Source organism: Streptomyces sp. RG80 (assembly GCF_040446465.1).
Lineage (GTDB): Bacteria > Actinomycetota > Actinomycetes > Streptomycetales > Streptomycetaceae > Streptomyces.
Genome location: NZ_JBEAAJ010000004.1, coordinates 732,489 through 752,014, shown reverse-complemented (window position 1 = coordinate 752,014; position 19,526 = coordinate 732,489). Strand labels below are relative to the sequence as shown.

The 19,526-nt window shown below is 70.4% G+C and carries 19 protein-coding genes and 1 rRNA gene; 4 read left to right on the top strand and 16 right to left on the bottom strand.

From position 1 onward, the window contains the following. A 16S ribosomal RNA gene (locus tag ABKA17_RS17585) occupies nucleotides 1–104 on the bottom strand; the annotation flags it as partial. 843 nt (nucleotides 105–947) lie between these two features. On the opposite strand from ABKA17_RS17585, the gene trpS reads away from it, so the two are divergent. Further along, on the top strand, nucleotides 948–1,973 hold the full coding sequence (trpS, locus tag ABKA17_RS17580) for a tryptophan--tRNA ligase (protein WP_353692986.1): 1,026 nt from the start codon (nucleotides 948–950) through the stop codon (nucleotides 1,971–1,973). Between the two features lie 45 nt (nucleotides 1,974–2,018). On the opposite strand, the gene proC is transcribed toward trpS, so the two are convergent. From proC to ABKA17_RS17565, 3 genes are all read right to left on the bottom strand, one after another. Next, nucleotides 2,019–2,831 carry a pyrroline-5-carboxylate reductase gene (gene proC, locus ABKA17_RS17575; protein WP_353692985.1) on the bottom strand — a complete coding sequence of 271 codons (813 nt, stop codon included), beginning with the start codon at nucleotides 2,829–2,831 and terminating at the stop codon, nucleotides 2,019–2,021. 95 nt (nucleotides 2,832–2,926) lie between these two features. Beyond that, complete coding sequence (locus ABKA17_RS17570) at nucleotides 2,927–3,715, bottom strand: ABC transporter permease (RefSeq protein WP_353692984.1); 789 nt, start codon at nucleotides 3,713–3,715, stop codon at nucleotides 2,927–2,929. Further along, nucleotides 3,712–4,530 (bottom strand): ABC transporter ATP-binding protein, encoded by an 819-nt coding sequence (locus ABKA17_RS17565; protein WP_353692983.1) that lies wholly within the window; start codon nucleotides 4,528–4,530, stop codon nucleotides 3,712–3,714. The genes ABKA17_RS17570 and ABKA17_RS17565 overlap by 4 nt, the downstream gene beginning before the upstream one ends. Before the next feature lie 294 nt (nucleotides 4,531–4,824). Between ABKA17_RS17565 and ABKA17_RS17560 the strand changes: the two genes are divergently transcribed. Next, entirely contained in the window at nucleotides 4,825–6,258 is a 1,434-nt protein-coding gene (locus ABKA17_RS17560) for a SulP family inorganic anion transporter (RefSeq protein ID WP_353693025.1), read from the top strand. Nucleotides 6,259–6,295: 37 nt separating this feature from the next. Here ABKA17_RS17560 and ABKA17_RS17555 read toward each other — a convergent pair whose 3' ends face one another. From ABKA17_RS17555 to ABKA17_RS17525, 7 genes are all read right to left on the bottom strand, one after another. Further along, on the bottom strand, nucleotides 6,296–7,057 hold the full coding sequence (locus tag ABKA17_RS17555) for a class I SAM-dependent methyltransferase (protein ID WP_353692982.1): 762 nt from the start codon (nucleotides 7,055–7,057) through the stop codon (nucleotides 6,296–6,298). A 157-nt stretch (nucleotides 7,058–7,214) separates the two neighbouring features. Further along, a complete protein-coding gene (locus ABKA17_RS17550; protein WP_353692981.1) occupies nucleotides 7,215–7,721 on the bottom strand; it encodes an EamA/RhaT family transporter in 507 nt (168 codons plus the stop codon). Nucleotides 7,722–7,777: 56 nt separating this feature from the next. Next, a complete protein-coding gene (locus tag ABKA17_RS17545) occupies nucleotides 7,778–8,119 on the bottom strand; it encodes a hypothetical protein (protein WP_353692980.1) in 342 nt (113 codons plus the stop codon). Between the two features lie 41 nt (nucleotides 8,120–8,160). Beyond that, nucleotides 8,161–8,499 (bottom strand): hypothetical protein, encoded by a 339-nt coding sequence (locus tag ABKA17_RS17540; RefSeq protein WP_353692979.1) that lies wholly within the window; start codon nucleotides 8,497–8,499, stop codon nucleotides 8,161–8,163. Nucleotides 8,500–8,540: 41 nt separating this feature from the next. Next, nucleotides 8,541–8,852, bottom strand: coding sequence for an SH3 domain-containing protein (locus ABKA17_RS17535; protein WP_353693024.1), 312 nt, complete (start codon nucleotides 8,850–8,852; stop codon nucleotides 8,541–8,543). Between the two features lie 59 nt (nucleotides 8,853–8,911). Further along, complete coding sequence (locus ABKA17_RS17530; RefSeq protein WP_353692978.1) at nucleotides 8,912–9,256, bottom strand: SH3 domain-containing protein; 345 nt, start codon at nucleotides 9,254–9,256, stop codon at nucleotides 8,912–8,914. Nucleotides 9,257–9,285: 29 nt separating this feature from the next. Beyond that, the gene (locus tag ABKA17_RS17525; RefSeq protein WP_353692977.1) at nucleotides 9,286–9,615 is read right to left on the bottom strand and encodes an SH3 domain-containing protein; all 330 of its coding nucleotides are present in this window, start codon (nucleotides 9,613–9,615) and stop codon (nucleotides 9,286–9,288) included. 181 nt (nucleotides 9,616–9,796) lie between these two features. Between ABKA17_RS17525 and ABKA17_RS17520 the strand changes: the two genes are divergently transcribed. Next, nucleotides 9,797–11,896, top strand: coding sequence for a protein kinase domain-containing protein (locus ABKA17_RS17520; RefSeq protein ID WP_353692976.1), 2,100 nt, complete (start codon nucleotides 9,797–9,799; stop codon nucleotides 11,894–11,896). Between the two features lie 49 nt (nucleotides 11,897–11,945). Here ABKA17_RS17520 and ilvD read toward each other — a convergent pair whose 3' ends face one another. From ilvD to ABKA17_RS17500, 4 genes are all read right to left on the bottom strand, one after another. Then, nucleotides 11,946–13,799 carry a dihydroxy-acid dehydratase gene (ilvD, locus tag ABKA17_RS17515; RefSeq protein WP_353692975.1) on the bottom strand — a complete coding sequence of 618 codons (1,854 nt, stop codon included), beginning with the start codon at nucleotides 13,797–13,799 and terminating at the stop codon, nucleotides 11,946–11,948. A 147-nt stretch (nucleotides 13,800–13,946) separates the two neighbouring features. Further along, nucleotides 13,947–14,555: a TetR/AcrR family transcriptional regulator gene (locus ABKA17_RS17510; protein WP_353692974.1), complete on the bottom strand. Its 609-nt coding sequence runs from the start codon at nucleotides 14,553–14,555 to the stop codon at nucleotides 13,947–13,949. Beyond that, the gene (locus tag ABKA17_RS17505) at nucleotides 14,552–15,376 is read right to left on the bottom strand and encodes a sugar phosphate isomerase/epimerase family protein (RefSeq protein WP_353692973.1); all 825 of its coding nucleotides are present in this window, start codon (nucleotides 15,374–15,376) and stop codon (nucleotides 14,552–14,554) included. The genes ABKA17_RS17510 and ABKA17_RS17505 overlap by 4 nt, the downstream gene beginning before the upstream one ends. A 135-nt stretch (nucleotides 15,377–15,511) precedes the next feature. Then, entirely contained in the window at nucleotides 15,512–16,444 is a 933-nt protein-coding gene (locus tag ABKA17_RS17500) for a Ppx/GppA family phosphatase (protein WP_353692972.1), read from the bottom strand. Nucleotides 16,445–16,515: 71 nt separating this feature from the next. On the opposite strand from ABKA17_RS17500, the gene ABKA17_RS17495 reads away from it, so the two are divergent. Beyond that, on the top strand, nucleotides 16,516–17,367 hold the full coding sequence (locus tag ABKA17_RS17495; protein ID WP_502994261.1) for a DUF3109 family protein: 852 nt from the start codon (nucleotides 16,516–16,518) through the stop codon (nucleotides 17,365–17,367). A 355-nt stretch (nucleotides 17,368–17,722) separates the two neighbouring features. Here the strand turns inward: ABKA17_RS17495 and ABKA17_RS17490 are convergent, their stop codons facing one another. Further along, complete coding sequence (locus tag ABKA17_RS17490; protein WP_502994260.1) at nucleotides 17,723–19,408, bottom strand: BACON domain-containing protein; 1,686 nt, start codon at nucleotides 19,406–19,408, stop codon at nucleotides 17,723–17,725. Nucleotides 19,409–19,526: the final 118 nt, after the last annotated feature.

Genomic DNA, 19,526 nt, shown 5'->3' with positions numbered 1-19,526 from the left:
ACCCGTTCGCCACTAATCCCCACCGAAGTGGTTCATCGTTCGACTTGCATGTGTTAAGCACGCCGCCAGCGTTCGTCCTGAGCCAGGATCAAACTCTCCGTGAATGTTTACCCGTAATCGGGTGCACATACACGAGAGCGGAACAGTCAGGCGGAATAGGCCCGACCGTTCACAGCGTCCTCGCTGTATGTTTCTTCAAAGGAACCTCATCTTCGGCCGTGATGGCCTCAGACGGGGTATCAACTAATCTGGCGTTGATTTTTGGCACGCTGTTGAGTTCTCAAGGAACGGACGCTTCCTTTGTACTCACCCTCTCGGGCTTTCCTCCGGGCTTTTCCCTTCGGTCTTGCGTTTCCGACTCTATCAGACCGTTTCCGGTTCCGATTTCCTCGGTGCTTTCCAGGTTCTCGCTTTCGCGTTTCCCTTTTCGGCGGTTCCGACTCTATCAGATCCTTTCGGGCCTGACTCCCAGTCAGCGGGGTTTGTCTTCCCGGCTGTTGGGCCGTTCCGACGAGTGAGACTTTAGCGGACTCCGCTGCCCCGCGCTAATCGGGGCTGCGTCCTTTCGAACGCGGATTCCTCATTTCGCAAATACGCATGCCAATAAGAAGACTGCGGCCGGATCGACGGCAGTCGACTAGTTGTTGGTACTTGCGGAATGGCTGTCCGGGGACCGACCGGAGTCGGCGCTCACGTCGGACAACTCGGAGAACACTACGTATGGGGGCGGGGAGTGTCAACTCAGCGCCGGGCAGGACCCTGGAGGCGTACCCTGGTCCGCATGACGACGCGTACGTACACCCAGCAGTGGTGGGCCGCCTGACGGCGGCCGGACTTACGTATGCATCCAACGGCCGCCGCTTCGGCGGCCGTTCTCGTATCTCCCTCCAGAGCTCCTGAGGGCCGGCCGTCGGGGTCGGCGGTCTCGACCAGGAGGTGGAGTAGAGATGACGCGGGTCTTCAGTGGGGTCAAGCCGACCGGGCATCTGACGCTGGGGAACTACCTGGGAGCCATGCGGCGGTGGGCTGCCGTCGATCAGCACCAGTCCGACGCCCTGTTCTGTGTGGTCGATCTGCACGCGCTGACCGTGGACCACGATCCGGCGCGGGTACGGCGGCTCAGTAGGCAGGCGGCGACGTTGCTGTTGGCCACCGGACTGGATCCGGAGCTGTGCACCGTCTTCGTACAGAGTCATGTCGATGAGCACGCGCGGTTGTCGTACGTGCTGGAGTGCGTCGCCACGGACGGGGAGATGCGGCGGATGATCCAGTACAAGGAGAAGGCCGCGCGGGAGCGGCAGCGGGGTGGGAGTGTGCGGCTGTCGTTGCTGACGTATCCCGTGCTGATGGCGGCGGACATCCTGGCCTACGGGGCCGACGAGGTGCCGGTCGGGGATGACCAGACGCAGCATGTGGAGCTGACGCGGGATCTCGCGGTGCGGTTCAACCAGCGGTACGGGCACACCTTCGTGGTGCCGCGGGCCACGCCGCCGGCGGTGGGGGCTCGGGTCATGAACCTCCAGGACCCGGGCTCGAAGATGGGCAAGAGCGAGGACGTCGGGCCCGGGATCGTCTATCTGCTCGACGAGCCGGACGTGGTGCGGAAGAAGGTCATGCGGGCCATGACCGACAGCGGGCGGGATGTGGTGTACGACCGGGAGGGGCAGCCCGGTCTCGCCAACCTGCTGGAGATCCTCGCGGCGTGCACGGGTGGGAACCCGGAGGAACTGAGCGGTGTATACGAGTCGTACGGCGCCTTGAAGAAGGACACCGCTGAGGCCGTGGTCGAGGTCCTCAGGCCCGTGCAGGAGAGGCACAAGGCGTTGTGCGCGGATCCCGGCTATGTGGAGGGGGTGCTGCGGGATGGTGCGGAGAAGGCTCGGGCCATGGCCAGGCCGACCGTCGATGCGGCCTATCGGGCGATCGGGTTGCTGCCGGCGGCCGCGGCTGCGGATATCGCCGTGAGCGCGTAGGGCGTGCGCTGGGCCGCCCCCTGGGTGGAGGGCGGCCGGGCGTCGTCAGCTGTTGTTGCCGGAGGCCAGTTGGCGGCTGCGGTCGCGGGCGGCTTCGAGGGCGGCGATGAGGGCTGCTCGTACGCCGTGGTTCTCGAGTTCGCGGATGGCGTTGATCGTGGTGCCCGCGGGGGACGTGACGTTCTCGCGGAGCTTGACCGGGTGCTCACCGCTGTCGCGGAGCATCGTGGCGGCGCCGATCGCGGACTGGACGATGAGGTCGTGGGCCTTGTCGCGGGGCAGGCCGAGCAGGATGCCGGCGTCCGTCATGGCTTCGACCAGGTAGAAGAAGTACGCCGGGCCGGAGCCCGAGAGGGCGGTGCAGGCGTCCTGCTGGGACTCGGGGACGCGGAGCGTCTTGCCGACGGCGCCGAAGATCTCCTCGGCGTGGGCGAGGTGCTCGGCGGTGGCGTGGGTGCCGGCGGAGATGACGGACATGGCCTCGTCGACGAGGGCCGGGGTGTTCGTCATGACGCGGACGACGGGGGTGCCCGTGGCGAGGCGCTCCTCGAAGAAGGAGGTGGGGATGCCCGCCGCGCCGCTGATGATCAGGCGGTCGGCGGGGACGTGCGGGGCGAGTTCGTCGAGGAGGGTGCCCATGTCCTGCGGCTTGACCGTGAGGATCAGGGTGTCGGCGGTCTTGGCGGCCTCGGCGTTGGTGACGGGGCTGACTCCGTAGCGCGTGCGGAGTTCTTCGGCCCGTTCCTGGCGGCGGGCGGTGACCAGGAGGTCGGCGGGGGCCCAGCCGCCTCGGATCATTCCGCTGAGCAGGGCTTCGCCGATCTTGCCGGTGCCGAGGACTGCGACTTTCTGGGTCATGGCTGCGGGTGCCCTCCGGGGGTTTTGTCGTCCGGGGTTCATCCTCGCACCGGGGGTGGGTGCGCGGCGCGGCTGTCCGCAGGGCGGGACGTCGGTTACTGCGTCCTGCGCCTCAGGGTTGCCGCACCCAGGCCCAGCACCAGCAGGGCGCAGCCGGCCACGATCAGGGCGTCGCGGACGAAGGTGGCGGTCATGTCGGTGTGCCGGAGGACCTCGTTCATGCCGTCGACGGCGTAGGACATGGGCAGGACGTCGGAGATGGCCTCCAGGACGGGGTGCATGTTGTCGCGCGGGGTGAACAGGCCGCAGAGGAGGAGCTGGGGGAAGATCACGGCCGGCATGAACTGGACGGCCTGGAACTCGGAGGCGGCGAAGGCCGAGACGAAGAGGCCGAGGGCGGTGCCGAGGAGGGCGTCGAGCAGGGCGACCAGGAGGAGGAGCCAGGGGCTGCCGGTGACGTCCAGGCCGAGGAACCAGACGGCGAGGCCGGTGGCGAGGGCGGACTGGATGATCGCGAGGGTGCCGAAGGCGAGGGCGTAGCCGGCGATGAGGTCGCCTTTGCCCAGCGGCATGGCGAGGAGGCGTTCGAGGGTGCCGGAGGTGCGTTCGCGCAGGGTGGCGATGGAGGTGACCAGGAACATCGTGATCAGCGGGAAGATCCCAAGGAGGGAGGCACCGATGCTGTCGAAGGTGCGCGGGCTGCCGTCGAAGACGTAGCGCAGCAGGAGCAGCATCACGCACGGGATCAGGATCATCAGGGCGATGGTGCGCGGGTCGTGGCGGAGCTGGCGCAGGACCCTGGCCGCGGTGGCGATGGTGCGGGATGCGCTGAGGGCGCTGGTCGGGGCGGGGGCGACGGGGGTGGTGGCTGTCGTGGTGCTCATCGGGTCGTCTCTTCTTTCTTGCGTCCGGCCGCGACGGCCTCGTCGACGAGGTGCAGGAAGGCCGCTTCGACGGTCTCGGAGCCGGTGCGGGTGCGCAGGGCGTCGGGGGTGTCGTCGGCGAGGATCTGGCCCTCGCGCATGAGGAGGAGGCGGTGGCAGCGCTCGGCCTCGTCCATGACGTGGGAGGAGATGAGGAGGGTGGCGCCGCGGGTGGCGGCGATGTCGTGGAAGAGGTTCCAGAGGTCGCGGCGCAGGACCGGGTCCAGGCCGACCGTGGGTTCGTCGAGGACGAGGAGTTCGGGGGTGCCGAGGAGGGCCACGGCCAGTGACACGCGGCTGCGTTGGCCGCCGGAGAGGTTGCCGGCGAGGGCGTCGCTGTGGTTGGTGAGGTCGACGTCGTCGATGACGCGGGTGACGTCGGCGTGCCGGCGGTCGGCGGCCGCGTGGCCGGGGGTGAGGATCGCGGCGAAGTAGTCGAGGTTCTGGCGGACGGTCAGGTCGTCGTAGACGGAGGGGGCTTGGGTGACGTAGCCGATGCGGGTGCGCAGGGTGGCGTGTCCTGCGGGGCTGCCGAGGACGTCGAGGGTGCCGGTGACCTTGGCCTGGGTGCCGACGATGGAGCGCATGAGGGTGGACTTGCCGCATCCGGAGGGGCCCAGCAGTCCGGTGATCTGGCCGCGCGGGACGGTGAAGTCGAGGCCGCGCAGGACGGTGCGGGGGCCGCGGACGACGGTGAGGCCTTCGGCTCGGACGGCGGGGGTGGTCGTCGGGGTGTCGGGGAGGGCGTCGGGCGGTCCGGGAGAGTAATTCATCATGTGATGAATAATGCTCCCGCGGACGGAGCCCGTCAAGCCGGTGCGTACGGCGGCGCAGGCGCGCGGCGGCGTGATCGGAGGCGGGTGATCCGGTTCGCGCACCTCCGGATGCCTCCGGATGCCTCCTGATGCCTCCTGTGGTCACGGGAACCGGGTGCACGATCAACTCCCGTTCCCGACAATGGATTTCAGTACGAGGTCATATGCCGCGTACGTCCATCAGCCGTGCCCTCCCCCGGTACGGCGCCCGCGCATCTCCAGCCGATCACCGGAGGTGCTCCTGTCATGCGAGTCATGCGCTGTGGCGTACGCAAGGCCGATCTGCTCGCGTCCCTTGTCGTGTTCCTCGTGGCACTGCCGCTGTGTGTGGGCGTCGCCATGGCCTCCGGTGTGCCCGCCGAGCTGGGGCTGGTGACCGGGATCGTCGGCGGCCTGATAGCCGGGGCGCTGCCCGGCAGCAGCCTCCAGGTGAGCGGGCCGGCGGCCGGGCTGACGGTGCTCGTCTACGAGGCCATGCAGCGGTACGGGGTCGCGGCACTCGGGGTGTTGGTGCTCGGGGCCGGGCTGGTGCAACTGGCGCTCGGGGGGCTGCGGCTGGGGCGGTGGTTCCGGGCCGTGTCCGTGTCCGTGGTCCACGGGATGCTCGCCGGGATCGGGCTCGTCCTGGTCGCCGGGCAGGTCTACGCGCTGGGCGACGCCACCACGCCCGGCGGCGGGCTGGAAAAGCTGACCGCGCTGGTGTCGCTGCCCTGGCTGCTCGATCCGACGGCGTTGTCAGTGGGGGGTGCCACTATTGCGGTACTGCTGCTGTGGCCGCGATGGAAGCGCGGGGCTCGCCTGGTGCCCGCGCCGCTGGTCGCGGTCGGCCTCGCGGCGGCGGTGACCGGGGTGTTCGGCCTGGACGTGCGACGGGTCGAGGTGCGGGGGCTGCTGGACGCGGTGCGGCTCCCGGAGACCTCGGACCTCGGGCGGCTCACGGAAGTCGGCGTGCTGGGGACCGTGATCGCCTTCGCGCTGATCGCGTCCGCCGAGTCACTGTTCAGCGCGGCGGCGGTGGACCGGCTGCACGACGGACGGCGCACCGACTACGACCGTGAGCTGATCGCGCAGGGCGCGGGCAACGTGGTGTGCGGGGTGCTGGGCGCCCTGCCGATGACCGCGGTGATCGTGCGGAGCGCGGCGAACGTTCGGGCCGGGGCGGAGACCAAGGCGTCCCGCGTGCTGCACGGGGTGTGGCTGCTGCTGTTCACAGTCGTCGTGCCCGGGGTGCTCGGGGTGATTCCGGTGGCGGCGCTGGCCGCGCTGCTGGTGCACGCCGGGTGCAAGCTCGTGCCGGTGCGGGAGGTGCGGGTGCTGTGGCGCGGGCATCGTGGGGAGGTGGTCGTGCTGGGGGTGACGGCGGTGGCGATCGTCGTGGGCAATCTCTTCGAGGGGGTGTTGGTGGGGTTGGCGCTGGCGGTGGCGAAGACCGCGTGGGACGCCAGCCATGTGCATCTGGAGACCGAGGACCGGGGCGAGGCGGGGATCGTCGTACGGGTGCTGGGGCATGCGACGTTCCTGCGGCTGCCGAAGCTGCTGGACGAGTTGGAGGCACTGCCGCGGGACCGGGAGGTGCGGCTGGAGCTGGGCGGGCTGCGGCATCTGGACCATGCGTGCGCGGCGGCCCTGGAGGGGTGGGCCGCCGGGCGGGGTAAGGCGTTGCTGGCGAGCGGAGGGGCGCCGGCGTGAGACGCCCCTGGTCTGCCTCGGTTCCTATCGGCGGGGCTCAGGTCCTGGCGAGCAGCAGGATGACGTCGTAGACCTCTTCGAACATGCCGTCCGGGAAGGCGCGGAGCAGGTGTTCGCGCTCCTCGGCGAGGAAGGCCGCGGAGGACTCCTCGCTCTGGACCAGGAAGGCTGAGTGGCTGCCGAGGTTGGCGAGGTGGGCGTCGATGGTGACGCGGCGGCTCCAGCGGACCTCGCGGCGGGTGAAGTCGAGGCGGTCGGCGGGGTCGGCGACGTGGGCGTTGACGTCCAGCTTCTCCTTGGCGAGGTTCAGGCCGAGGTGCCTCTCGACACGTCGGGCGGCGTCGGCGATCCAGGGCACGTCGAGGGCCTCGGTGTTCCACCACAGGGCGAGTGCGCCGCCCGGGCGCAGGACGCGGACGGCCTCCGGGATCGCGCGGCTCGGGTCGGTCCAATGCCAGGCCTGGGCGTAGGTGAGGAGGTCGGCGGAGTGGTCGGTGAGGGGCAGGGTGTTGCCGTTGCCGCGGACGATCGGGATGCCGGGGTGGCTGCGGCGGAACTCGGCGGCCATGCCGTCGCCGGGTTCGACGGCGAGCACGTCGGCGCCGCGGGCCTGCAGGAGGGCGGTCGCTATGCCGGTGCCGGCGCCGACGTCCACGACCCGGGCGCCGGTGAGCGGGCGGCCCGCGAGGTCCTCGATCGCGTCGAAGAGGGCGGGCGGGTAGGAGGGGCGGTTCGCCGCGTACTGGGCTGCGGCCGCGTTGAAGGAGTGGGCGCGGGCGGTGTGCGAGGGAGCCGTCATACCGCCATGGTGACTGGGTTCGGCGGGGCGGGCGGTGATTTTTCGGTGTGAACGGGTCCGGCCATGGGGGCGAAGCGGGGGCTGGCTGGCGGTGTGAAGCGGGGTCCGGCTGTCGGTGTGCAGCAGGGTCCGGCCATCGGCGTGAGGCGGGGTCCGGCTAGGAGCGACGGCGCTTTTTCGACGGGTTGCCGGTGCGGCGGGAGGTGCGCTTCTCGTACTGCTTGACGGCGGTCTCGTACTCCTCGCGGTGGAGCTTCTCGCCCGGGGCCTCGGTGAGGGAGCGGAAGAAGTAGGCGAGGAGGGAGCCGACGAAGCCGATGCCCAGCAGGCCGCGGAGGGAGGCCTGGCGGTCGGGGTCGGGGCGCCGGGTGAAGCCGTTCCAGGTGTGGCGGAAGGCGAGGGCGCTGCAGATCGCGAACATCACGACCATGAGGAGGGTGACGAAGCCGCCGATGTCCGCGATCTGGAGGCCCTGGAAGGCGAAGCGGAGGATCAGGCAGGAGGCGACCGCGGCGGCGAGGGAGCCGACGGCGGCACCGATGCGGCGGACCGGGTAGCCGTTGCCGTGGTCGACCCAGGTCGTGCCGAAGAAGCGGATGGGTTCGGGGCGGGGGCCGGGTGCGGAGCCCGCGGGGGTTTCCTGGGTGCCGTTGTCTTCGCTCACGCGTCGATTATGGCTCCGGAGGGCCGTGGGCTCCGAGTGGGTTCAGCAGTCCCTGGTCACGAACCCGAGCCCGAGCAGCGCGGGGCCACGTAGCCGTCGCTGCCGGTCCTCAGGTAGGTGTCCGAGATGTAGCCGCCGTCGGCGAGCTTGTCCCAGATGCTCGAGGTGCCGAGCGGGCCGGTGATCGTCTGGCCGGGCGTCTGGCAGACGAGCGTGACGTTCGTGCCCTGCTTGATCTCCTTGACGATGGAGTAGCTGGTTCCGGGGCCGGTGCGCATGTTCACGGTGCTGACCACGGCGTAGGAGGCGGCGGAGGCCTGGGAGGCGGCGCCGAGGACGGTGAGGAAGGCTCCGGCGGTGCCGGCGAGCAGGAGGGAGCCGCGCTTGAGCGGTGTCATGGGGGTGGTCCTCTGTCAGTGGGGGCGGGGTGGGGGCGGGATCAGAAGGAGCAGCGCGGGCGGACGTAGCCGTCGGTGCCCGTCTGCACGTAGGTGTCGGAGATGAACTCGCCGTCGTCGATGTTGTCCCAGATGGTCGACGTCCCGTACGGGCCCGTGATCCTCTCGCCCGGCGTCTGGCAGAAGATCGGGACCATGGCGCCCTCGGGCAGGACACGGGTGATGGGGTACTGGGTGCCGGGGCCCCTGCGGACGTTCACCCGGTAGCCGGGGGCGACCGGGTAGTAGCGCAGGGCTGCCTCGGCGGTGGTGCCGCTCACCGTGATGAAGGCTCCGGTGGCGCAGGCGAGGAGGACGGATCTGCGGGTCAGCGATGACATGTCTGTGCCTTGGGGAGAGATTCAGAGCTTGGGGGTGAGGTTCAGGAGCAGCGGCCGGCTACGTAGCCGTCGCTGCCGGTGTGCACGTACGCGTCCGACACGAACTCACCGTCGTCGATGTTGTCCCAGATGGTCGACGTCCCGTACGGGCCCGTGATCCTCTCGCCCGGCGTCTGGCAGTAGACCGGGACCTTGGCGCCCTCGGGCAGGACACGGATGATGCTGTAGCCGGTGCCCGGCCCGCTACGGACGTTCAGGCGATAGCCCGGGGCCGTGTCGTAGTAGCGGACGGCAGCGGCCTCGGCATGTGCCGCACCGACCATGAGGAAGGCGCCGGCGAGGCCGGCGAGCATGACGGATCTGCGCTTCAGGGATGGCATGGGAGTCCTCTGGGTGGGGCGGGAGTGGGGGTTCAGAGGGAACAGCGGGGGCGGATGTAGCCGTCGCTGCCCGTGTTCACGTAGGTGTCCGAGATGTACTCGCCGCTGGCGATGCAGTCCCAGATCTTGGTCGTCCCGTAGGGGCCCGTGACCGTCGTGCCGGGCGTCTGGCAGGTGATCGCGACCCTGGAACCCTCGGGCAGGACATCGACGATCGAGTAGCTGGTGCCGGGACCACTGCGGACGTTGACCCGGTAGCCCGGGGCGATCGAGTAATAGCGCACCTCCGCCGAGGCGGTGGTCGCCGAACCCAGCACTGTGATGAAGCCGCCGGTGGCACCGGCGAGCAGCACGGATCTGCGAGTCGGGGATGACATGGACGTCCCTTTGGGGTGTGTGGCGGGAATCAGAGCGAGCAGCGCGGGCGGATGTAGCCGTCGCTGCCCGTGCTCACGTAGGCGTCCGAGACGTACTTGCCACTGGCGATGCAGTCCCAGATCTTGGTCGTCCCGTAGGGGCCGGCGACGGTCGTGCCCGGGGTCTGGCAGAGAATCGCGACCTTCGCGCCCTCGGGGAGTACGTCGACGATGGAGTAGCTGGTGCCCGGTCCGCTGCGGACGTTGAGCCGGACGCCGGGAGCGACCGGGTAGTAGTACACGGTCGTTGCCGAAGCCACCGCCGTCACGGCGATCTCCTGCTCGCCGCCCTCAGCCTCTTCCACGCGGTCAACAGACATGAAAACCCTCCCCCGTTGAATCCCACGCTTTCCGTGGGCCCCGTTGATTCCCCTGCGACACGTCGCGAAACAGACGTGCGCAACTCGAACACGAACGCTAGCAAGCCGCCTCTGTCTCGTACGAGTCATCGACTAGGCTCCGTGCGTCGCGCGCGCGGACGAACAGCACGGGGGTGGTTCCATGGCGCCACAGCACAACACCGGAGCGGGCGCGGAAGCGGAACTTCCGGAGTACGCCGGCCACTACCGCCTGGAATCCCACCTGGGGTCCGGAGGGATGGGCGTCGTACATCTGGCCCGGAGCGCCTCGGGGATGACGCTCGCGGTGAAGGTCGTACACGCGGAATTCGCCAGGGATCCTGAGTTCAGAGGGCGTTTCAGACAGGAGATCGCTGCCGCGCGGAGGGTCAGCGGCGCGTTCACCGCTCCCGTCGTCGATGCCGATCCGGACGCCGAACGGCCCTGGATGGCCACCCTGTTCATTCCCGGGCCGACCCTCTCCGACGAGGTGAAACGGAACGGACCCATGAAGGCCGGCAAGTTGCGCCAGCTGATGGCAGGGCTCGCTGAGGCGCTGCGGGACATTCACCGGGTCGGTGTCGTACACCGTGACCTCAAGCCGAGCAACGTGCTGCTCGCCGAGGACGGGCCCAAGGTCATCGACTTCGGTATTTCTCGGCCGAAGGACAGCGAACTACGCACCGAGACCGGCAAGTTGATCGGAACGCCGCCCTTCATGGCGCCCGAGCAGTTCCGGCGACCACGGGAGGTCGGACCGGCCGCCGACATCTTCGCGCTGGGGTCCGTGATCGTGCACGCGGCCACAGGGCGTGGGCCGTTCGACTCCGACAGTCCGTACGTCGTCGCCTACCAGGTCGTGCACGACGAGCCCGATCTGACCGGCGTACCGGAGAATCTCGCACCGCTCGTCGAACGATGTCTGGCCAAGGAGCCCGAAGACCGGCCCACACCCGACGAGTTGATGCGGGAGCTACGGTCGGTCGCGGCCTCGTACGACACACAGGCCTTCATTCCGTCGCAGCGGGACGGCGCGGCGCACGGCCCCGAGTCACTTACCCCGGCTCCCGAACCTCGCCGCCGCAAGTGGCGTCCCGGCAAAGGAGTGACACTCGCAACCGGCGCTCTGGGCCTTGCCGCGGTCGTCACGCTGGCCTCGGTCCAGTTCCTCGGTGACGGGGACACCGCCCCGAGACACAACGCGGCACGGACCACCTCGGCGGGGTTCAGCCCTTGGGTGACGAAACCGAAGGCGAAGGAAGGCGGTCTGCCTCGGTGCTCGTACGGAACCCGGCGACTGGTGTGCGCACAGCCCGGGCTCGTCACGGCGCTCGACCCGGCCGACGGCCATGTGTTGTGGCGGCGCTCACTCGGCGAGAGCACCTCCTCCAGTGAACCGCCGGTCTTCTCAGGGGACTTGGTGCACGTGGTGACGAACTCCGGCAAACGGCTGCTCGCGCTCGACCCGGCCTCGGGAACCGTGCGGTGGAAGCTGGACGTGTCGGCGTATCGCGGCTTCGGCTATGCCCGGGGCGTGCTGCTGCTGAGCGGCGCCGACGGGAAGGTCACCGGCGTCGACAGCACCACGGGCGACATCAGGTGGAGCAGACGGATACCGGGCGTGACGACCACGTCCTCCTTCGGGTCGTTCCCCGACAGCCCTTGGGCGTACGCCACCAGCAGATCCGCCGACGGAACCCGCACGAGGATCGTCACGGTGGAGCCGGCCACGGGAGACGCGCATGACGCACGGCTCGACGGGGCGCTGAGACCTGTCGGCGCCTCGGCCGATGCCGTCTTCTTCTCGGCTGACGGAGGCAGCTACGACGTGACGAAAGCTGTGGTCCGCTACGACCCCGAGTCCGGGGCCACACGGCGAGTGACGTTGCCCGTGCCGATGAACCAGACCATGGCCGCCGTCCACGGCGACCTCGTCGTTCTCCTGGGCACAGGCGGCTCCCTCGTAGCCGTCGACATGCGCGCGAAGAAGCAGCTGTGGTCCCTCGAGACCTCAGTCAGCCAGGCCTCGGCGCCCGTAACCGACGGTCGGCGCATCTACGTCACCGCCGCCGATGGTCGGCTCCTCGCCGTGGACGCCGTGCAGGGCACTCTGCTCGGCCAGACCCCGCCGAGGCTGGGCCGTGAGTCGGACGAGGTCGTGGCCACGCTGTCGGTGCCCGTGATCGCCGACGGCCACGTCTACGCCACCGCCCCCGACGGCACCGTCTTCGCGGTGAACGCCCGCAAGCCCTCGGCCTGGTGACACGGAAAGGGCCGCCTCCGGAGAGGCGGCCCTCACCCGATCCCGGGGATCAGCCCAGCTTGGAGACGTCGCGCACGGCGCCGCGGTCCGCGCTCGTGGCCATCGCGGCGTAGGCCTTCAGCGCGGCCGAGACCTTGCGCTCGCGGTTCTTCGGGGCGTACACCCCGCCGAGTGCCGCGTCGCGGCGGGCGAGCTCGGTGTCGTCGACGAGGAGCTCGATGGTGCGGCCGGGGATGTCGATGCGGATGCGGTCGCCGTCCTCGACCAACGCGATCGTGCCGCCGGCCGCCGCCTCCGGGGACGCGTGGCCGATCGACAGACCCGACGTGCCGCCGGAGAAGCGGCCGTCGGTGATCAGGGCGCAGGCCTTGCCGAGGCCGCGGCCCTTGAGGTATGAGGTCGGGTAGAGCATCTCCTGCATACCGGGGCCGCCCTTGGGGCCCTCGTAGCGGATGACGACGACGTCGCCCTCCTTGACCTGCTGGGTCAGGATCTTCTGGACGGCCTCTTCCTGGGACTCGCAGACGACCGCCGGGCCCTCGAAGGTCCAGATGGACTCGTCGACGCCGGCCGTCTTCACCACGCAGCCGTCGACCGCGAGGTTGCCCTTGAGGACCGCGAGGCCGCCGTCCTTGGAGTACGCGTGTTCGGCGCTGCGGATGCAGCCGCCCTCGGCGTCCTCGTCGAGGGTGTCCCAGCGCTCCGACTGGGAGAAGGCCTCCGCCGAGCGGACGCAGCCGGGGGCCGCGTGCCACAGGTCGACCGCCTCGGGGGACGGGGAGCCGCCGCGCACGTCCCAGGTCTTCAGCCAGTCCGCGAGGGAGGGGCTGTGGACGGAGTGGACGTCCTCGCGCAGCAGGCCCGCGCGGTGCAGTTCACCGAGGAGGGCGGGGATGCCGCCGGCGCGGTGCACGTCCTCCATGTAGTACGTGCGGTTCTTCGCGACGTTCGGGGCGACCTTCGCGAGGCAGGGAACCCGGCGGGAGACCGCGTCGATCTCGGCGAGGCCGAAGGGGACCTCCGCCTCCTGGGCCGCGGCCAGCAGGTGCAGGATCGTGTTGGTCGAGCCGCCCATGGCGATGTCGAGGGCCATGGCGTTCTCGAAGGCGGCGAAGGAGGCGATCGCGCGCGGCAGGACCGTCTCGTCGTCCTGCTCGTAGTAGCGGCGCGTGATGTCCATCACCGTGCGGGCCGCGTCCTCGTAGAGGCGGCGGCGGGCCGTGTGGGTGGCCAGGGTCGAGCCGTTGCCCGGGAGCGAGAGGCCGATGGCCTCCGTCAGGCAGTTCATCGAGTTGGCGGTGAACATGCCGGAACAGGAGCCGCAGGTCGGACAGGCGTTCTCCTCGATGCGGAGCATGTCCTCATCGGAGATCTTCTCGTTCACGGCGTCGGACATCGCGTCGACCAGGTCGAGCGTACGGACCGAGCCGTCGACCAGCGTGGCGCGACCGGACTCCATCGGGCCGCCGGAGACGAAGACCGTGGGGATGTTCAGACGCAGGGCCGCGTTGAGCATGCCCGGCGTGATCTTGTCGCAGTTGGAGATGCAGATCAGGGCGTCGGCGCAGTGGGCCTCGACCATGTACTCGACCGAGTCCGCGATCAGGTCGCGGGAGGGCAGGGAGTACAGCATGCCGCCGTGGCCCATCGCGATGCCGTCGTCGACGGCGATCGTGTTGAACTCGCGCGGGATGCCGCCGGCCGCGGTGATCGCCTCGCTGACGATCCGGCCGACCGGCTGGAGGTGGGTGTGGCCCGGCACGAACTCGGTGAAGCTGTTGGCGACCGCGATGATCGGCTTGCGGCCGATGTCCGCACCGGGTACACCGGAGGCGCGCATAAGGGCGCGGGCGCCCGCCATGTTGCGGCCGTGGGTGACTGTGCGGGACCTCAGCTCGGGCATCGTCGCTCGCTCCTTCAGACAGGTAGGGCTGCTATTGAGCGTACGCCGGTCATCCAGGGGTCGGACACAGCGTCCGGAATGCGGGACGGCCGTCTCACCGTGCCAGGCGCCTCAGGCACCTCAGACGCCTCACACACCCCAGGCATCTCACGGGTTCGTCAGATGCCCCTGCACTACCGGCGCCACCCGCGCGATGATCTGCTCCACGTCCGCCGAGGCCAGCGGTTCCACCTTGATCACGTACCGGAGCATGGCCGTCCCCACCAGCTGCGCGGCCGCCAGCTCGGCGCGCAGCTCGGCGTCCGGGAGGTCGACCTGGGCGGCGATGCGGCGCAGCAGCTGGGAGGCGACGATACGGCGGAAGACGGCGGCCGCGGTCTCGTTGTTGACCGCCGAGCGGACGATCGCCAGCAGGGGCGTACGGGTCGCCGGGTTCTCCCAGACGCCGAAGACGAAGCGCGTCAGACGCTCTCCGACGCCCTCCAGCGGGCCCTCGGCGACCGCGTCCCCGGCGCCCAGTGCGGGGGCCGCCGCAACCTCGATCGCCGCCTCGAAGACCTGTTCCTTGGTGCCGAAGTAGTGATGGACCAGGGCCGAGTCGACCCCCGCCGCCTTGGCGATGCCGCGCACCGAGGTCTTCTCGTAGCCCCGCTCGGAGAACTCCTCGCGGGCCGCGGTCAGGATGCGGTCGCGGGTGTCGGCCGATTCCGTACGAGGGGGTCGGCCCCGCTTGCGCGCGGTGGCGCCGCCGGTCATGGCCGCGGCACCTTCACCGCGGACGCCAGGTGGAGACGGGTGAACGCCAGCGCCTCCGCCAGGTCTGCTTCGCGTTCGGCGCTGGACATCGCGCGCCGGGTGTTGACCTCGATGACGACATGGCCGTCGAAGCCGGTCAGGGCGAGACGTTCCAGCAGCTCGGCGCAGGGCTGGGTGCCGCGTCCGGGGACCAGGTGCTCGTCCTTGGCCGAGCCGCGGCCGTCGGCGAGGTGGACGTGGCCGAGGCGGTCTCCCATCCGGTCGACCATGTCCATCGCGTCGGAGCGGGCCGTCGCGGAATGACTGAGGTCGATCGTGAAGTGACGGTAGTCCTCCTTCGTCACGTCCCAGTCGGGGGCGTACGCGAGCATCTCGCGGTCGCGGTAGCGCCAGGGGTACATGTTCTCGACGGCGAAGCGGACGTCCGTCTCGTTCGCCATGCGCCAGATCCCGCTCACGAAGTCGCGGGCGTACTGGCGCTGCCAGCGGAACGGCGGGTGCACGACGACGGTGGACGCCCCGAGCTTCTCGGCGGCCGCCTGGGCGCGCTGGAGCTTGACCCAGGGGTCGGTGGACCACACGCGCTGGGTGATGAGCAGGCAGGGGGCGTGTACGGCGAGGATCGGGATCTGGTGGTAGTCGGACAGGCGGCGCAGGGCTTCCATGTCCTGGCTCACCGGGTCGGTCCACACCATGACCTCGACACCGTCGTAGCCGAGGCGTGCGGCGATCTCGAAGGCCGTCGCCGTGGACTCCGGGTACACCGAGGCCGTGGAGAGCGCGACCTTCGCATCCGGGATCCGTACGACTGGTTCTGCCACGGGGGTCAGCCTAAGGGTTGGGGTGGGTGGGGTGCGGGGCGCCTGATGGCCGTTGTGGTGAGTGCCATAGGCGGGGCGCGGGTGCGCCGTACCGCCCGGGTTCCCCACCTGGATCGCATGTGACCGAGTAGGTCGCTACGCCGATCTCATGTGATCGAGTCGACGCAGAATCACGCCTTCCCGCAGCGCCCACGGACAGATCTCCAGGTTCTCCACGCCGAACAGGTCCATCGTGCCCTCGGCCACCAGGGCACCCGCGAGCAGCTGTCCCGCGCGGCCCTCCGAGACCCCGGGCAGCTCCGACCGCTGTGCCGTCGTCATCCCGGCCAGCTGCGGCACCCACGCCTCCAGGGACTCCCGCTTCAGCTCGCGCTGGACGTAGAGGCCCTCGGTGGAGCGGGCGGCGCCGGCGAGACGGGCCAGCTGCTTGAACGTCTTGGACGTGGCGACCACGTGGTCCGGGGCGCCGAAGCGGCTGAACTCGCCGACCGTGCGGGCGATCTGGGCGCGGACATGGCGGCGCAGCGCCCTGATGGCCTCGGGGTCCGGGGGGTCGCCCGGCAGCCAGCCCGCCGTGAGCCGGCCGGCGCCCAGCGGCAGCGAGACCGCCGCGTCGGGCTCCTCGTCGATGCCGTAGGCGATCTCCAGGGAGCCGCCGCCGATGTCCAGGACCAGCAGCTTCCCCGCCGACCAGCCGAACCAGCGGCGGGCGGCGAGGAAGGTGAGCCGGGCCTCCTCGGCGCCGGTGAGGACCTGGAGCTCGACGCCGGTCTCGGCCTGCACGCGCGCGAGGACGTCGTCGGCATTGCTGGCCTCGCGCACGGCGGAGGTGGCGAAGGGGAGCAGGTCCTCGACGCCCTTGTCCTCGGCGGCCTGGAGGGCCTCCTTGACGACTCCTATGAGTTTGTCGACCCCTTCGGGGCCGATGGCCCCGCCCTCGTCGAGGAGTTGGGCAAGGCGCAGCTCCACCTTGTGCGAGTGCGCGGGCAGCGGGCGCGCGCCCGGGTGCGCATCCACCACCAGCAGATGCACCGTGTTCGATCCCACGTCGAGGACACCGAGTCTCATGTACGGAACGCTACTGCCACCTGCGCGGTCGACCGTCCCCGGAGCCTTGCCAAGCGTCTTACCCTGGACGCGTGCCAAAGACGAAAAAGGCGAAGACCGACAAATCTTCCACCGGTTCTTCGCAGGCGAAGTCGCCGGTGAAGTCACCGAAGAAGGCGAAGAAGGCCCTGGCAGCCGACGAGAAGGGGCTCGACTTCGCGCGCGCGTGGGTGGAGTTCCCTGATCCGGCGGACGACGAGCAGGTCTTCCGGTGCGATCTGACATGGCTGACCTCTCGCTGGAACTGCATCTTCGGCAGCGGCTGCCAGGGCATCCAGGCGGGCCGCGCGGACGACGGGTGCTGCACGTTGGGTGCCCACTTCTCCGACGAGGACGACGAGAAGCGGGTCGCCGGGTATGTGGCCAGACTCACTCCGGAGATCTGGCAGTTCCACGACGAGGGCACCGAGCGCGGCTGGGTCTCGGAGGACGAGGACGGCGACCGCCAGACCCGCCCCTTCCAGGGCTCGTGCATCTTCCAGAATCGTCCCGGCTTCGCCGGCGGCGCGGGCTGCTCGCTGCACATCCTGGCGCTCAAGGAGGGCCGGGAGCCGCTGGAGACCAAGCCGGACGTCTGCTGGCAGCTTCCGGTGCGCCGGACGTACGAGTGGATCGACCGGCCCGACGACACCCGGGTGCTCCAGGTGTCGATCGGTGAGTACGACCGTCGTGGCTGGGGGCCGGGCGGCCATGACCTGCACTGGTGGTGCACCTCGGCGACCTCGGCGCACGGCGCGGGCGACCCGGTGTACGTCTCCTACCGGCCGGAACTGACCGAGCTGATGGGCAAGGCGGGCTACGACCGACTGGTCGAGCTGTGCGAGGAGCGACTGGCCTCGCAGCTGCCCCTGCTGGCCCCACATCCGGCGGACCCGGTCGGCTAGGCCTCTGCGGCCGGTCCGGTCGGCTGGACCTTTCCGGCGGACCCGGTCGGCGCGGATCATGTCGGTCGGATCACGTCGGCGCGGGCTGCGGCGACATGGGCCATGCCGACTGGACCTCGCTTGCGGATCGTGTCGGCGCGAATCCCGTCGGCCTGGGTCGGGGCGCATGGACCCGGTGGGCATGGATTCGGTCCGCCCGGACCGGGTGGGAGCAGATCGGGTCGACCTGGATTCGGCCGGCCCGCATCCTGTCGGAGCAGAGGACGCCGGCGTCGCGACGTCCGGTCCGCCGAGCAGCACCCGTTTCTCACAGGCGGCCCGGTCCGCCGGACCCGCCCTGGGAAGCCCACCAGGCTTACGACGTCGACGGGCTCGGGTCGCCGCTGTCGCTGGGCGGTGGCGGTGAGCTCGCCGGGTCGGACGGGGTGGTATCCGTCGGCGTCGGGTCCGGTTCGGACGTCGAGGGCGGCGGATCGCTGGGGGTGGGGTCCGTGGGGGCCGAGGTCGTGGGGGTCGGATCCGGGTCCTGGGTGGACGGGGGCGGATCGACGGGGGTGCCGGGGTCGGTCGGGGCGGGCGCGGTGCCGTAGCCCTCGATGGAGACGACGGCGCCGGCGGGTGAGACGGCCACCCGCGCGCTCCAGTAGCCCGAGGGCTCGCGCAGATGGTCGACGTACACCTTGATCGTCAACGATTCGCCGGGGTCCAGGGTTCCCGCGGACTGGCTGAGGTAGAGCCAGGCGGCGCCGGTGCTCGCGGACCAGCGGACCGGGGCGTCGCCGGTGGCGGTGAGGGTGATCAGCGTGGTGTCGCCGCTGTTGCCGGCCGCGACCTCCAGATGTCCGGCGCCCTTCTTGCCCGCTCCGGCGACGCTGATGACCTTCACCGACACGTCGGGCTTCGTGCCCTTGGTGAAGCGGTCGGCGGGCTGGGCGCTGGCGTTGCCGGCGTTCTCGTAGCCGCCGCCCGTGGTCTCGCCGTTCAGGCTGTCGGGGCCGTGCGCCTCGCTCGCGGTGGCGGAGCGGCCCTCGGCGCCCTCGGCGGCGGGGGTGCCCCGGTAGGCGGCCCAGAGGGCGAGCACGGGGGCGGCGACGACGGTGGCGACGACCGTCGTCGTGACGGCACGCGCGCGTAGCCGGTCGCGGCGGGCCGCGCGGTCCTTGGGATCCATCGGGAAGCCGCGGCGGTCGAAGCGGGGCGCCGCCGCGCGGGAGAAGTGCGCCATGGCGACGTGCAGCGTCGCGCGCGGGGCCGCCAGGACCGGTAGCTCGGACGGGGTGATCATGGCGCCGGGCCAGCGGCCGACGACCGCGCGTTCGGCGGTGCGGCGGCACTGCGGGCAGTCGTCGACGTGCCGTACGAGCTCGCGGCGCACGGCCGTGCCGAGCACCAGCTGGTGGTCCCCCGTGAGGCGGGCGACGCTCGGGCAGTTGCCGGTCTCCACCACGGCGAGGGCCGCGCGCGTGCGCTCGACCTCGCAGGCGGCGGAGGCGAGCAGCTCGCGGGTGGCGGCCAGGTCCATGCCGAGCACGGCGGCGACCTCGTGGGCGGCCAGGTGGTGGCGTACGGCGAGTTCGAGCGCCTCGCGCTGCTCCGGGGTGGTTCCGGCCGCCTCCGGCCAGGCGAGCAGGGCGAGTTCACGCCGGCGCTCCTCCTGGACCTCCTCGGAGACGGGCGGGGCGGCCTGCTGTGCGGTGCTGTGGCGGCCCGCCGCGTGGGTGGCCTGACGTTTCTGCTTGGCCTCGGCCAGCTTGCGCAGACAGGACCAGCGGGCCAGCGCGTACAGCCACGCCCGGCGGTCCCCGGCCGCCTCCGGACCGCGGCGGCGCTCGGCGAGCGCGAGGACGTCGCCGAGGGCGGCGCCGGCCGCGTCGTGGTCGCACAGCACGGACAGGCAGTAGGTGAACAGACCGTCCAGATACGGCTCGTAGCGCGCCGGCGTGCGCTGCGCCAGCGTGCGTGCCGCACCGCGGTCACGCGCCTCCCGTTGCGCCCGGTGCGCGCCGGTGGTGCGGGTCGAGGTCTCCGGACTGCTGCTCATCACCCGTGGACCGTAGGGCGCCTGCGATCGCCCCTTCTTCCCCCTTGAGCACTTTTACTCCGTACGGGTGAAACGATCCCTCATAAGGGGACAGGAACCCTGGATTCCGTGGCCTGTT